Below are 13,475 nucleotides of genomic sequence, written 5' to 3'. Positions count from 1 at the left end.
TGTGGAGGGCGTACTTCGGGGATGGTTTTCAGGGTCCGCCCCTGGGTACCCGACCACGGTCGACCGAAGGAGATAGTCATGACGGGTTTCCGAGCACGCGCTCTCAGCACCACCGCCCTGGCGGCCGCCGCAGTGTTCGCAACACTGGCGGTCTCGGCACCGGCCGATGCCGCTCAGACCAAGTCGCTGATGATCGAGGGCGAACTCGAGATCGCAGACCTCGACCTCCTCGCGATCAAGGCCGTGGGCGCCACGAACGCGGAGGGTAAGACCACCGGCACCTACGAAGCCACGCTGCTGGCCGGCGACGACGACAATCCCCTGCCGTTCAAGGTCAAGGGACCGATCACCTGCATCCACACCGACGGCGACACCGCGTCCCTGGTCTATCCCATCAGCGCGACCGACCCGAATCTGATCCCCGCCCCGTTGCAGGACGCGCTCGCCGTGCAGATCACGGTGCGAAAGGGCGATCCGAGCAAGGTCGGGGTGAACGGTCCTGCACCAACCGGTTCGTTCAGCGGATGTAAGCCCGCGGCGACTCCTTACGAGTTCGACGGCGACATCGAGATCAAGTAGCCCCGTCGCCCACCTGCTCCGGTAAGGGACCATTCAGCCTGGCATCCTGGGTCGGTGCGAGCCGTCATCCAGCGAGTCAGTCAAGCTCGCGTGAGCGTCGACGGTGAGATCGTCGGCGAACTCGACATCCCGGCCGGCGGGTCCGGCATCGTCGCCCTCGTCGGCGCCACCCACGACGACACCCCCGACCACGCCGCGAGGCTCGCCGACAAGATCTGGCGCCTGCGGATCTTCAACGGCGACGACGGACCCGAGAAGGCGGCCGTCGACATCGACGCACCGATCCTGGTCATCAGCCAGTTCACGCTGTACGCCAACACCGCCAAGGGACGACGCCCGTCCTGGAACGCCGCGGCGCCGGGCCCGGCGGCCGAGCCGCTGGTCGACGCGGTCGCCGACGCCCTGCGCGCCGCCGGGGCAACCGTCGCCACCGGCCGGTTCGGAGCGAACATGCAGGTGAGCCTGGTCAACGACGGACCGGTCACCCTGATCCTCGACGTCTGACGACTAGGGTCGAACCGTGGGACGAATAACCGCACGACGCCGCGTCACCCGCATCCGACGCGATGCGGCCCCGACGCAGCGTGCCGACACCCTCGCCGTCGAGGAACCGTTGGAGATCCGCGTGGGCGGTCGGCAGCTGAGCGTCACCATGCGTACCCCCGGCCACGATTTCGAACTCGTGGCCGGATACCTCGTCTCCGAGGGTCTCATCATCGCCGGCAGCGACTACTCCACCGCGCGGTACTGCGCGGGTACCGACTCCACCGGCGCGAACACCTACAACGTCGTCGACGTCTCGCTGGCCGCCCACGTTCGGCCGCCCGCATCCGGCGTCGTCCGCCACAACACCATGACCAGTGCCTGTGGTGTCTGCGGGAAGGACAGCATCGAGTCCGTCCACACCGCGTCGGCCCACGACCCGGCGGCTGACACCTTGACCGTCGACGTCGACACGCTGCTGGGTCTCCCCGACCGTCTACGCGTCGAGCAGGACGTCTTCGACAAGACCGGCGGGCTCCACGCGGCGGCGCTCTTCGACGCCGACGGCGAACTGCTCGTCGTCCGTGAGGACGTGGGCCGGCACAACGCCGTCGACAAGGTCGTCGGCTGGGCGGTCCTCGCCGACCGACTCCCGTTGACCGGCACCGTCCTCCAGGTTTCCGGCCGGGCGAGCTTCGAACTGGTGCAGAAGGCCGCGATGGCGGGCATCCCGATGCTGAGCGCGGTGTCGGCGCCGTCCTCGCTCGCCGCCGATCTCGCCGACGAGCTCGGCATCACCCTGATCGGGTTCTCCCGCGGCGAGTCGATGGTGGTCTATACGCGGCCGGATCGGGTCGTCGCCGTCGACGAACACGCCGGGATCGTCACGAGTTGAGGTCGTGGCGCAGCGGATCGTCGAGTGCGGCACCGGTGACCGGGTCGAACCAGTAGGTCTCGGAGGGCTCCGGCACCAGACCGACCACGTCACCGACATCGATCGTGCGTCGATGGTCGACGCGAACGACGATACGGCTGTTCCGCAGCGGGACATCGGCACTGCAGTAGACGAACTGTTCGGCGCCGAGTTCCTCGACCAGATCAACCGTCCCGCGCAGCGCCCCGTCGTGCGAGACCGTCGAGACCGTCCACGATTCGGCGCGGAGTCCGACGACCACCTCCGCGGAGTTCGCAGCGGCGAGGACGGAGTCGGGCACCGGTAGGTGTGCCGCGCCCAGACGCACGACACCGTCGTCGATGCGGCCGTTGATCAGACACATCTGCGGCGACCCCATGAACGATGCGACGAACAGATTCGACGGCCTGGAGTAGATCTCCCGCGGAGTGCCCACCTGCTGCAACACACCATGGTCGAGGACGGCCACCCGGTGTCCCATGGTCATCGCCTCGATCTGGTCGTGTGTCACGTACAGCGTCGTGACACCCAGTTCCCGCTGCATCGCGGCGATCTGCGCGCGGGTGCTGACCCGCAGCTTCGCGTCGAGGTTGGACAACGGCTCGTCCATGCAGAAGACCTTGGGACGCCGGACGATCGCACGTCCCATCGCCACCCGCTGCCGTTGTCCCCCCGACAGTTTGGCGGGCTTCCGGTCGAGAAGATGTGCGATGTCGAGCATTTCGGCGACTTCGGCCACAAGCTTGCCGGTGTCGGGCTTGCTCATACCGGCGTTGCGGAGGGCAAAGCCCATGTTGTCGGCGACCGTCATGTTCGGGTACAGCGCATAGTTCTGGAACACCATTGCGACGTCGCGCGCCTTGGGGGCCATCCCGACGACGTCGACGCCGTCGATCAGGATGGCCCCCGATTCGACCGACTCCAGGCCCGCGACCATCCGGAGGCTGGTCGACTTACCGCAACCCGACGGGCCGACGAGCACCATGAACTCGCCGTCGGCGACGTCGAGATCGAGCGAATCCACCGCGGGTGGTAGGTCGTCGGCGAACCGCCGGGTCGCCGCGTCGAAGGTCACTGAAGCCATGAAATTATCGAATCCTGCCCTGTGTCTTGCTGTCCGAGATGGTTACGGGGTGCGTGATCAGTTCGGCAGCTTGGACTTGATCTGTCCGTCGTAGATCCGCTGCAGCTGCTGCTGCACATCGCCGAGGGTCTTGGTGACATCGGCGTTGCGCAGACCGATCTGCTCGTAGCCGGTGCCGATCACCTTGTCGGCGCCGGGCAGGAACACCCGGGCGTAATCCTGCGATTTGGTGTTCGGCAGCTGCTCGATGGCGGTCTTGAAGTTCGGGTTCTCGGCCAGGAACTTCTTCATCGACGGGTCGTCGGCCGCCCCGGTCCGCACCGGCATGTAACCGACGTTCTGCGAGAAGTACGCGGTGTTGGCGGTGTTGGTGAAGAAGTCGATGAACCTGAGCGCGTTCACCTTCCGCTCATCGGAGATCTTCGCCGGGATGGCGAGGCCGGCGCCGCCGGTCGGGCAGCCCTTTGTTCCGTCCGGCGCAGGCAGGAAGGCCGTGCCGAAGCTGAACTTGGCATCCTTGGTGACACCGGAGAGGTCACCGGTCGACGCGATGGTGGACGCGATGATCCCGGCACTGAAGTCGGCGGCGATGTCGTTGGAGATCGCGGCGTACTTGTCCTTGTTGATCGAGTCGGACAGATACTGCGCGGCCTCTATCGTCTTGGGATCGGTGAACTTCAGGTCCCACCGGTCGGAGTAGGCACCACCGAAGGTCCAGGTGGGACCCTCGAAGGTCCAGCCCAGGTAGTCGGTGGCGTTACCCCAGCCGTGGGCCTTCTTGCCCGAGCCGACGACCTGCTGGATCCGCGGACCCCACTCACCGAACTCCTGCCAGCTGGCCGGACCGCGATCGGGCAGTCCGGCCTTCGCCCACACGTCCTTGTTGTAGTAGAACAGCGGCGTCGACCGGGCGTACGGCAACGCCCAGTGCTGATCATTCCAGTTGTAGTCCTCGACCAGCGAGGCAACATATTCCGAGGTGTTGACCCCGGCCTTGCCGAACAGGTCGTCGAGCGGCGTGATCGCGCCCTGCAGAGCGAAGTTGAACCACCACACATCCGACAGGACGACGATGTCGGGCACCGATCCGCCGGAGAGCGCCGCATTGAACTTCTGGGCGACCTCTTCGTAGTTCTTGCCGCCGTCCACGAGCTTCACCTTGATGTCGGGGTTGGCGGCCTCGAACCGGCTGATCAGTTCCTTCTCCACATCGGCCGATTTACCGGGGTGATTCGACCAGAAGGTGAGGGTGTTGGCGTCTCCGCCGGCGGAATCGCCCCCGCTGTCTCCGGAACCGGCACAGGCGGCCAGAGTGAGACCGGCGGCTGCGGCGGCTGCCGCGGCGAGAAAGCCCCGGCGCGAGAGATCGGTCATGGTGTCATACCCCTTTGTTCGTTGTTCGTCGGATACGTGGAGCCCGTGCTGGTCATCCTTTGACCGCACCGGAGGTCAGGCCCTTGATCATCTGGCGTTGCAGTACCAGGAACACGATCAGGATCGGGAGCATCGCCAGGACGGTCGCGGCCATCACCGGTCCCCAGTTGGTGACGCCGTCGTTGTTCTGCAGCTGCGTGAGACCTACCGGCAGCGTTGCCACCGAGTAGTCGTCGGCCATCAGGAACGGCCACAGGTACTCATTCCATTCGTTGACCAGGGTGATGAGCGCGAATGCGACCATGGTCGGGATCGAGATCGGCAGTACGACCCGCAGCAACAGCCGGACATGACCCGCGCCGTCCATCCGAGCGGCCTCGATGATCTCGGCGGGGATGGACAGAAAGTGGTTGCGCATCAGGAAGGTGCCGAAGGCGACACCGGCGAGCGGGAGGATGATGCCGATGAAGGTGTTCCGGAAGCCGAGTTGCGCGACCAGGGAATAGTTGGTGATGACGGTGATCTGATTGGGCACCATCAGCGCTGCGATGATGAGGATGAACACGACGTTCTTGAAGGGAAACCGCAAGAACACCAGCCCGTAGGCGCTGAGCACGCCCAGGACGAACTTCGCCACGGTCAGGACACACGTGACGATGACGGAGTTCCGCAGGAACTGCCCGAACGGCACGGATGTCGTTGCCTCCGTGTAGTTCTCGGGGTGCCAGCTGGACGGCCACCAGACCGCCGGCTGGACGTAGATCTCGGAGCGGTCCTTGAACGACGCCAGGACGATCCACACCAAGGGCAGCGCCACCACGACCACCACCAGCACCATGGCCGCGTAGCCGCAGGCGGTCACCAGACGATGCCTGCTCACGTCGTTCATCGACTCTCCCGATCCATGACACGCACCTGCGCAACGGTGATCACCAGCAGGACGACGAACATGATGGTCGCGACCGTGGCACCGTAGCCCGCTCGAAAGTTGCGGAACGACTCCTCGTAGACCTGGTAGACCATCGTGGTGGTGCCGTTACCGAGAGGCCCTCCCCGCGTCATCACGTTGATGATGTCGAAGACCTGTAACGAGTTGAGCATCACGGTGATCGACAGGAAGTACGTCGTCGGACGAAGCTGCGGCAAGAGCACCCGGCGGAAATGGGTTGCCGCACTGGCACCGTCGATCTGGGCGGCTTCGTCGAGGTCGACCCGTCGCGCCTGCAACGCGGCCAGGTAGATGACGAACGTGTAGCCGATGTTCTTCCAGAGATAGGTGACCGTCACCATGAACAGCGCCCAGCCGGGCTGCTGGTAGAAGTCCGGTGCCGAGCCGAGGCCGAATCGGGTCATCAGGTCGTTGATGAGACCGAAATGCGGATCGAAGACGAACTGGAACGCGATGCCGATCGCCGCACCGGAGATCACGAACGGCGCGAAAACCACCGAACGCACCAGGTTTCGACCTCGGAGCGCCCGATCGAGCAGCATGGCGAGCACCAGTCCGATCAGCATGCTTCCCGCCACCGCGACGACGGTGAAGACGACGGTGTTCGAGACGATCGTCCAGGTATCGGAGCGCGTCGCCCACTCCCGGTAGTTCGACCACCCGATGAAGGTTGCCCCCGGCGACGAGATGTTCCAGTCGTAGAACGACATTCGGATGTTCTCGATCAAGGGACGGTAGGTGAACACCCCCAAGAGCACGAGATTGGGGCCCACGATCGCCAGAAAGAGCGCATAGGTGCGCCACGGACGTCGGCGCCCCACTTGGGGAAGGACTCGTTCGGTGACCGCGGGCACCCGGGGGAGTATTCAGATCGATTCGGACATCCCGCGAACGAGTCGGGGGTGATCCGGTGACAACTGGGTGTCCGGTGGGTGTCACAACCGGTACGGTCGTCCAGGTCGAGCGGACCGGTTGCCGGGCGGCCTACGCCTCCTTGCCGGCCGCCGCGAGCTTGAGCAACTGCCCGGCGGTGGCGTCGGGCAGATAGGCGCGCGATACGGCCAAACCGATGCGGGGAAGATCACCTTCGTCGCGAACAGCCAGGTACACGGGCTCGTAGCGCGGATTGAACTTCTTCTTGAACGTGTGCAACGACCGGAAGCCGTAGTAAGGTTCGAGCGCTGCGCCGAGCGCGTCGAGCAGTTTGTCGAGCGGCTCGGGATCGAAATCCCCGGTGCGGGCCAGCGGCGCACCCGACAGCGAGATGAACTGTGCGCCCTCGTCTTTGAACGCGACAGCCGAGGAGGCGATGAGGTACTCGACGACGGGACCGAAACCGTCGGTCCGGCGCCGCATGATGTCGAGGGTCCAACCCGCAACCCCGCCGCCGGGCCCGTACACGGGGAGCCACGACAGCACACCGTGGACGTTGCCGTCCGGATCGACGGCGAGGGCGACCCGCACCGCGGGGTCCATCGCCTCCTCCACACTGCCGAGCGTGAAACCCATCTCCGGTAAGCCCTTGTCCCCCACCCATTCCTCGGAGATGGCGCGGACCTGGGTACGCACGGCGAAGGACTCGTCGGCGAGCGTCACCATCTTCATCGAGATGTCCTGCTTGCCGGCCTTGTTCATCGCCGACCGCACGTGTTGCCACGGCTTGCCCTTGAACTCGAGGCCGGGCAGGTCGACGATCGTGTCCTCCGCGATCTGCACGCTGAGCCAGCCGCGTTCGGTGACGATCTCCGATGTCGACGACCCGATGGAGAACCAGCACGGCGTCGCACCGGATCGCTCCGCGAGCTCGATGAAGGCGTCGACCGCCGCCTTGCCCCGCTCCGGTGCGCACACCGGATCTGCCAGTGCCAGAAGGGTCCCGACGTGGTTCTGGTAGGTGACCACCGACTGCCCCGCGGAATCATCCGCACTGCCGGTGAACTGATAGGAGTTCCCGGGCCAGGTCGTCATCCACGACACCGTGCCGCCGCCGTGTTCACGCAGGAGCGCCCTGACCCGGTCGACCGGGTCGGCGTCGGCGTCATCTCCCGCGCCCACATGCCGCACCCGCCACGGGACGGCGAACGCGAACCGGCCGGGGATCAGGATGGCGAGCAACAACGCCCACAGCAATGTGGTTCCCAGTGTCACCGCCCCCTCGGTGGAGACGTCGGTGAAGATGACGAGGACGACCGTCAACACCGTCGCGACGACGTTCACTGCGCCGATCACGACCGCGACCCACCAGGCCCAGCGCTTTCCCCGCCGCAGCTGGTCGGCGATCAGCACGTTGATCACCAGACCGATCAGCATGGTGAACACGGAGGCGTCGCCCGCGTCGGTCGGGCCCAGCGGGCCGTCCCCGGGGAACAGGAAGACCATCAGGTTCGCCGCCGCGATCACCAGCAGCGCGGCACAGCCCAGCATCCGGACCTCACGCCGAGTGCGCGGCATGTAGCCACGTTCCTTGGTGGCGAAGAACTTCTCCCCGATCACCAGCATGATGACCGCTGCGAGAACGTATTCGACGGAGGCGAGCGTCCCCTGGAACAGGAAGGCGATGGCGACAACCGCACCCATCAGCACACGCACGCGCAGGCGCCACGGTGACCGGACGGTCGCCGAGGCCACCGCGACCGCGGACACGACCAGGGCGCCGACACCGGTCCCCCGCGAATCGGCCAGCTCCTCGGCCCACCGCCAGGAGGTGACCTCGGTCGACAACAGCCACAGCAGACCGACGGTCAGGAAGCCGGCGACGAGGTGGCCGCCGACGCCGACCAGGATCGCCTTCACGGTGCCCAGTTGCCACTCGGCCCAACCCATTCCGACGATCACGACCACGAACGCGATGACGTACAGCCACGGGCCGGGTTCGACGAAGGCGGAGCTGATCGGCGTCCACCACTTGCCCTCACGCAGAGCGGGCAGACCGAAGGCCACCTCGTGATACCAGGCCTTGTCGTTCGCCCGGCTCCAGAGCGACCCGGTCGCCACCCCGACGACCGCAAGCGCGATGGCGAGCGCGGCGGTGAACGGCAACCGGCGGACAGCAGAGGACCACGACACGTCGAAGTGCATGGTCAACCGTACGACGGCGCGCTGCCCCGCAGTGCCTCCTTGTTCGGCAATGTCCCGTATTCGATGCGCCCCGGGCGATTTCGGCGCACAAGTGGACCATGCGTCGGCTGTCCGGGTGGCCCGAGCCCGAGACGTTGGGCGAGCCATGGCGTCTGTTGCCGGAGAGCAACCGCCCACGCCGTGAAAGTATGCCCACCGGGAACCTCGGAGTAGTGGACGTCCATGCCGGCCGCCCGCGCCGCCCGGTACGACGTCACCACCGCCGGCCGGGTGGAACGGTCACCGCGTCCGACGACGAACGCCCCCGCCGAGTCGGGGTAGCGCCGGCTCGCCAACAGATGGAGAGGTGTCACCGCCCGGAAGGCCGCCGCGTCGCCCCCGAACGCGGCGTCGACCGTGGTCTTCGTGGAACCGAGAGACGGTTCGGCGTCGCCGGAGAGGTCCAGGAACGTCGGGTACATCCCCGGACGGGTCGTGGCCAGCTGAAGTGCGCACGTGCCGCCGTACGAAAGCCCGCCGATGGCCCACGCCCGCCGGTCCGTCTCGGCGACGGGAAGTGTCCTGCGCGCCCAGCTCGCGACATCGTCGGTCAGATATGTCGCGACCCTCCCCAGCCGGGAATCCAAGCAGAGCGGGTTGCCGAAGATGCTGCCGGTGCCGTCGGCCAGGATCACGATCGGTGCCAGGCCGTCGTGAGCGCTCGCATAGGAATCCATGGTCGCCGCCAGCCGGCCCCCGAACAGCCAATCCTCCGGCGAACCGGGCTGACCGGCCAGCAAGACCAGGACCGGAAGCCGAGGTGAGACCGGATCGAAGACGGCCGGCGGCAGGTAGACCTTGGCCGGTCTGGCTCGGAAACCCGAAACGCTACCGGGAATCCCGGCCGTCAGAATCCTCCCGTGACGTCCGATGTCGCGGGACGGGCGCCACTCCGGCAGATCGACGACTCGCTGATGGTGAGCGACCTGCGCCACCGAGACGGTCGGGGCACCCTCGTCGTGAATGAGCGCACCGACGGTCGGGTACCAGGCATAGAACGTGTTGACGTGCGAGAGCCCGAGCACGACAGCCAGCACTGCGGCCAGTACGGTCACAGATCTCTGGACGACGCCGCGTCCGGCGACGAGACGGGGCACCGACAGCAGCAGGCCGAGAACGCCGGCCGCACCCCATGCGCACACCGCCACGGGAACCGATTCGCCCCAGGAATGTTCGATGAAACGACGCACCAGCAGGGCCAGCACGACTGTCACGGCAATTGTCACCGGAACCACCACGACAGATGGCGCTTCCGGGGCGAGAGAATCAGCCAGAGGACCGCGACCACACCGAGGACCGTCACCGTCAGCGGAATCCAGCCGCCGATGATCGACAGACCTACGGCATCACCCATCGCCATGGACCTCCCGAGCAGATGACCCGGCCAGGTTAGCACTGCGGGACGCCGACAGCGGGGGGCCGATGGCGGCGTTCAACACCCAGAGGGCGAGAACCTCATTCCGAGCGGGGAGTCAGAATCCGCGGACCGTCTGCGGTGACCGCGACCGTGTGTTCCCAGTGGGCGGCGCGAGATCCGTCGTCGGTGACGACCGTCCAGTCGTCGGAGAGGACAGTGGTGTCCACGGTGCCGAGAGTCAGCATCGGCTCGATCGCGAGCGTCGACCCGATCACCAGCAGCGGGCCCTTGCCCGGCGCGCCCTCGTTCGCGAGGAACGGGTCCATGTGCATCTCCCGGCCGATGCCGTGACCGCCGTACCCGTCGACGATGCCGAAGGGACGGCTGAACTTCTCCTCGGCGGCGCGGGTACCGAGTTCGATCGCATGGGAGATGTCGGTCAGGCGGGCGCCGTCGACCATGGCGGCGATACCGGCCTCCATCGAGAGCCGGGTGGCCTCGGACAGCTCCGCATCGGCCTGCGACAACTCTCCGACACCGAAGGTCCAGGCCGAGTCGCCGTGCCAGCCGTCGAGGACGGCGCCGCAGTCGATCGACACCAGATCGCCTTCGGCGAGAACGACATCGGCCGACGGGATTCCGTGGACCACCACATCGTTGACCGAGCTGCAGATCGATCCGGGGAAACCGTGGTAGCCCTTGAACGAGGGAACGGCCCCGGCCTCGCGGATCACGGTCTCCGCGACCTCGTCGAGATCAAGAGTGCTGACCCCCGCCTTCGCGGCGGCGCGGACGGCCACGAGGGCCGATCCGACGACTGCGCCCGCTGCTGCCATCGCATCCAGTTCGCCGGCGGAGCGGAACGGAACGCGCTTGCGTTTACGAAAACCCATCAGCGGACGCAGTCTCGGGGTGTCAGTTGACGCCGGCGCCGAGGGCGCTCAGCACACGCTGGTGGACATCCTGGATGTCGCCCACCGCGTCGATGGTCTTCACCTCGTCGCCGTAGTACTCGAGCAGCGGCGAGGTCTCTTTCGTGTAGACGTCCATCCGGTTGCGGATGACCTCTTCGGTGTCGTCGGCACGACCACGGGCCATCATGCGCTCCACGACGACGTCGGTGTCGACGACGAAGGACAGCACGGCGTCGAGCGAGGCGTCGAGATTGGCCAGGATGTCCTTGAGGGCATCGGCCTGCTCGGTCGAACGCGGGAAGCCGTCGAGGATGAAGCCCTTGGCCGCATCCGGCTCGCCCACCCGGGCACGAACCATGTCGACGGTGATCTCGGACGGGACCAGGTTGCCGGCGTCGAGGTACTTCTTGGCCTCGATACCAACCGGGGTGCCCTGGGAGATGTTGGCGCGGAACAGGTCACCGGTCGAGATGTGCGGGATGCCGAGGGCTTCGCTCAGCAGTTCCGCCTGGGTGCCTTTGCCTGCTCCGGGCGGGCCGAGAATAACGAGTCTCACTTGAGGAATCCTTCGTACTTGCGTTGCATCAACTGACTGTTGATCTGTTTCATCGTGTCCAGGCCCACACCGACCATGATCAGTACGGCCGTACCGCCGAACGGCAGGTTCTGGACGTTGCCGCTGTTACCGATCTCGAGGAACAGGTTCGGCAGGACCGCGATGATACCGAGGTAGATCGAACCCGGCAGAGTGATGCGGCTGAGGACGTAGCCCAGGTACTCCGCGGTCGGGGCGCCCGGCCGGATGCCCGGGATGAAGCCACCGTACTTCTTCATCTCGTCGGCACGTTCCTCGGGATTGAACGTGACCGCCACGTAGAAGTACGTGAAGAAGATGATCATCAGGAAGTAGACCGCGATGTAGACCCCGTTGCTGGGATCGGTCAGGTACTTGGTGACGTATTCCTGCCAGGTCGACTGGGTGCCGTCGGTGCTGCGCGTCAGTTCGACGATCAGCTGCGGCAGGTAGAGCAGCGACGAGGCGAAGATGACCGGGATGACGCCGGCCTGGTTGACCTTCAGCGGCAGGTAGGTCGACGAGCCGCCGTACATCTTGCGGCCGACCATGCGCTTGGCGTACTGCACCGGGATGCGGCGCTGGCCCTGCTCGATGAAGACGACGCCCGCGACGATGATCAGCGCGGCGACACACACCAGCGCGAAGACGAGTCCGCCGCGGGTGTTGAGGATGGTGCGGCCCTCGGCGGGGATGCGGGCGGCGATACCGGCGAAGATCAGCAGCGACATGCCGTTGCCGATACCGCGCTCGGTGATGAGCTCGCCGAACCACATGACCACACAGGCGCCGGCGGTCATGACGAGCACGATGATCATCAGACCGAAGATGCTGGAGTCGTTGAGGACCTCACCGCTGGTCGCACAGGACTGCGGGAGGAGCTGACCGCGATCGGCGAGGGCGACGATGCCGGTCGACTGGAGGAGCGCCAGGGCCACGGCGAGATAACGCGTGTACTGCGTCATCTTGGCCTGGCCGGCCTGACCTTCCTTGCGGAGCTGCTCGAACCGTGGGATGACCACCGTGAGCAGCTGGACGATGATCGACGCCGTGATGTACGGCATGATGCCGATCGCGAACACCGACAGCTGCAGCAGCGCGCCGCCGGAGAACAGGTTGATCAGGGAGTAGACCGAGCTCGACTCACCGGCCGAGACCTCGTCCAGACAGGCCCGGACGGCCTGGTAGTCCACGCCGGGCGACGGCACGGTCGCGCCGAGGCGATACAGGATGATGATGCCGAGAACGAAGAGGATCTTCTTCCTCAGGTCCGGCGTCCGTATGGCCGCGAAGAGGGGGGAAAGCACTAACTCCTCCTAGGAACGACCACGCGAGGGCAATCTTCCGGGTCGGTCACGACCCGATCCCCGTGTGCTCGGCAATCGACAATGTTCGGGATGCGGCGATCTTGCGGATGCGGCAGACAACGTCTGAAACTCTAACAGTGACGCCGAAACGCCCCGGTCGGGCGGCAGCGTAGCTGCCGCCCGACCGCGGGTTTGTTCCGTCAGAGTTCGGTGACGCTGCCTCCGGCAGCGGCGATCTTCTCCTTGGCGGAGGCGGTGAACTTGTCGGCGGTGATGTCGACCTTGACGGAGAGCTCTCCGTCGCCGAGCACCTTCACCAACTGGTTCTTGCGCACAGCGCCCGCGGCGACGAGCTCGTCGACGCCGATGGTGCCGCCCTGCGGGAAGAGACGCGCGATGTCGCCGACGTTGACGACCTGGTACTCGACCCGGTTGCGGTTGGTGAAGCCCTTGAGCTTCGGCAGCCGCATGTGGATCGGCATCTGGCCACCCTCGAAGCCGGCGGGCACGTTCTTACGTGCCTTGGTGCCCTTGGTGCCGCGGCCCGCGGTCTTACCCTTGGACCCCTCACCGCGACCCACGCGGGTCTTGTCGGTCTTCGACCCCGGTGCGGGGCGAAGGTGATGGAGTTTGATGGTCATTGCTTAAACCTCTTCGACTGTCACGAGGTGACGAACCGCGTTGATGAGGCCGCGGTTGATCGGCGTGTCCTCGCGGGTGACGGTCTGGCGGATGCCCTTCAGTCCGAGGGTCCGCAGGCTGTCACGCTGGTTCTTCTTGGTACCGATGGTGCCCTTGACCTGGGTGATCTTCAGCTCGGCCAT

15 protein-coding genes are annotated in these 13,475 nt (G+C 66.0%); 3 read left to right on the top strand and 12 right to left on the bottom strand.

Annotated features, from left to right (window positions below):
• Positions 1-78 precede the first annotated feature (78 nt).
• The 3 genes from C5O27_RS09435 to fdhD are packed head-to-tail and all read left to right on the top strand — an operon-like array spanning position 79 to position 1,957.
• Positions 79-579: a hypothetical protein gene (locus tag C5O27_RS09435; protein WP_075863935.1), complete on the top strand. Its 501-nt coding sequence runs from the start codon at positions 79-81 to the stop codon at positions 577-579.
• Positions 580-633: 54 nt separating this feature from the next.
• Positions 634-1,083, top strand: coding sequence for a D-aminoacyl-tRNA deacylase (dtd, locus tag C5O27_RS09430; RefSeq protein ID WP_127962577.1), 450 nt, complete (start codon positions 634-636; stop codon positions 1,081-1,083).
• Positions 1,084-1,099: 16 nt separating this feature from the next.
• On the top strand, positions 1,100-1,957 hold the full coding sequence (gene fdhD, locus C5O27_RS09425) for a formate dehydrogenase accessory sulfurtransferase FdhD (RefSeq protein ID WP_006360186.1): 858 nt from the start codon (positions 1,100-1,102) through the stop codon (positions 1,955-1,957).
• Here fdhD and C5O27_RS09420 read toward each other — a convergent pair.
• From C5O27_RS09420 to rpmD, 12 genes are all read right to left on the bottom strand, one after another.
• Positions 1,947-3,059: an ABC transporter ATP-binding protein gene (locus C5O27_RS09420; RefSeq protein WP_127962576.1), complete on the bottom strand. Its 1,113-nt coding sequence runs from the start codon at positions 3,057-3,059 to the stop codon at positions 1,947-1,949. The genes fdhD and C5O27_RS09420 overlap by 11 nt on opposite strands.
• 57 nt (positions 3,060-3,116) lie before the next feature.
• Entirely contained in the window at positions 3,117-4,433 is a 1,317-nt protein-coding gene (locus C5O27_RS09415) for an ABC transporter substrate-binding protein (protein ID WP_006360188.1), read from the bottom strand.
• A gap of 52 nt (positions 4,434-4,485) precedes the next feature.
• Positions 4,486-5,322 (bottom strand): carbohydrate ABC transporter permease, encoded by an 837-nt coding sequence (locus C5O27_RS09410; RefSeq protein WP_127962575.1) that lies wholly within the window; start codon positions 5,320-5,322, stop codon positions 4,486-4,488.
• Positions 5,319-6,236, bottom strand: a complete 918-nt coding sequence (locus C5O27_RS09405; protein WP_006360190.1) for a carbohydrate ABC transporter permease — start codon at positions 6,234-6,236, stop codon at positions 5,319-5,321. Before C5O27_RS09405 ends, C5O27_RS09410 begins: the two co-directional genes overlap by 4 nt.
• A gap of 130 nt (positions 6,237-6,366) precedes the next feature.
• Positions 6,367-8,460 (bottom strand): bifunctional lysylphosphatidylglycerol flippase/synthetase MprF, encoded by a 2,094-nt coding sequence (locus tag C5O27_RS09400; RefSeq protein ID WP_127962574.1) that lies wholly within the window; start codon positions 8,458-8,460, stop codon positions 6,367-6,369.
• 2 nt (positions 8,461-8,462) lie between these two features.
• Positions 8,463-9,725, bottom strand: coding sequence for an alpha/beta hydrolase (locus C5O27_RS09395; RefSeq protein ID WP_244216623.1), 1,263 nt, complete (start codon positions 9,723-9,725; stop codon positions 8,463-8,465).
• Complete coding sequence (locus tag C5O27_RS23130) at positions 9,722-9,853, bottom strand: hypothetical protein (protein ID WP_279636570.1); 132 nt, start codon at positions 9,851-9,853, stop codon at positions 9,722-9,724. The genes C5O27_RS09395 and C5O27_RS23130 overlap by 4 nt, the downstream gene beginning before the upstream one ends.
• A gap of 101 nt (positions 9,854-9,954) precedes the next feature.
• Positions 9,955-10,749: a type I methionyl aminopeptidase gene (map, locus tag C5O27_RS09390; RefSeq protein ID WP_127962573.1), complete on the bottom strand. Its 795-nt coding sequence runs from the start codon at positions 10,747-10,749 to the stop codon at positions 9,955-9,957.
• Between the two features lie 22 nt (positions 10,750-10,771).
• Complete coding sequence (locus C5O27_RS09385) at positions 10,772-11,326, bottom strand: adenylate kinase (protein ID WP_005197619.1); 555 nt, start codon at positions 11,324-11,326, stop codon at positions 10,772-10,774.
• Positions 11,323-12,651, bottom strand: a complete 1,329-nt coding sequence (gene secY / locus C5O27_RS09380) for a preprotein translocase subunit SecY (RefSeq protein ID WP_006360195.1) — start codon at positions 12,649-12,651, stop codon at positions 11,323-11,325. The genes C5O27_RS09385 and secY overlap by 4 nt, the downstream gene beginning before the upstream one ends.
• 200 nt (positions 12,652-12,851) lie before the next feature.
• On the bottom strand, positions 12,852-13,292 hold the full coding sequence (gene rplO, locus C5O27_RS09375) for a 50S ribosomal protein L15 (RefSeq protein WP_006360196.1): 441 nt from the start codon (positions 13,290-13,292) through the stop codon (positions 12,852-12,854).
• Positions 13,293-13,295: 3 nt separating this feature from the next.
• Positions 13,296-13,475: a 50S ribosomal protein L30 gene (rpmD, locus tag C5O27_RS09370; RefSeq protein ID WP_005197622.1), complete on the bottom strand. Its 180-nt coding sequence runs from the start codon at positions 13,473-13,475 to the stop codon at positions 13,296-13,298.

The sequence above is a fragment of the Gordonia alkanivorans genome, from assembly GCF_004011905.1.
Lineage (GTDB): Bacteria > Actinomycetota > Actinomycetes > Mycobacteriales > Mycobacteriaceae > Gordonia > Gordonia alkanivorans.
This window is presented reverse-complemented; position numbering and strand designations above follow the sequence as displayed.

What these genes read in the sequence shown, in the direction of transcription:
- C5O27_RS09435 (WP_075863935.1), top strand. Translation starts at nt 79, where the DNA reads ATGACGGGTTTCCGAGCACGCGCTCTCAGCACCACCGCCCTGGCGGCC.
- C5O27_RS09420 (WP_127962576.1), bottom strand. Translation starts at nt 3,059, where the DNA reads ATGGCTTCAGTGACCTTCGACGCGGCGACCCGGCGGTTCGCCGACGAC.
- C5O27_RS09415 (WP_006360188.1), bottom strand. Translation starts at nt 4,433, where the DNA reads ATGACCGATCTCTCGCGCCGGGGCTTTCTCGCCGCGGCAGCCGCCGCA.
- C5O27_RS09410 (WP_127962575.1), bottom strand. Translation starts at nt 5,322, where the DNA reads ATGAACGACGTGAGCAGGCATCGTCTGGTGACCGCCTGCGGCTACGCG.
- C5O27_RS09400 (WP_127962574.1), bottom strand. Translation starts at nt 8,460, where the DNA reads ATGCACTTCGACGTGTCGTGGTCCTCTGCTGTCCGCCGGTTGCCGTTC.
- C5O27_RS23130 (WP_279636570.1), bottom strand. Translation starts at nt 9,853, where the DNA reads ATGGGTGATGCCGTAGGTCTGTCGATCATCGGCGGCTGGATTCCGCTG.
- map (WP_127962573.1), bottom strand. Translation starts at nt 10,749, where the DNA reads ATGGGTTTTCGTAAACGCAAGCGCGTTCCGTTCCGCTCCGCCGGCGAA.
- rplO (WP_006360196.1), bottom strand. Translation starts at nt 13,292, where the DNA reads ATGACCATCAAACTCCATCACCTTCGCCCCGCACCGGGGTCGAAGACC.
- rpmD (WP_005197622.1), bottom strand. Translation starts at nt 13,475, where the DNA reads ATGGCCGAGCTGAAGATCACCCAGGTCAAGGGCACCATCGGTACCAAG.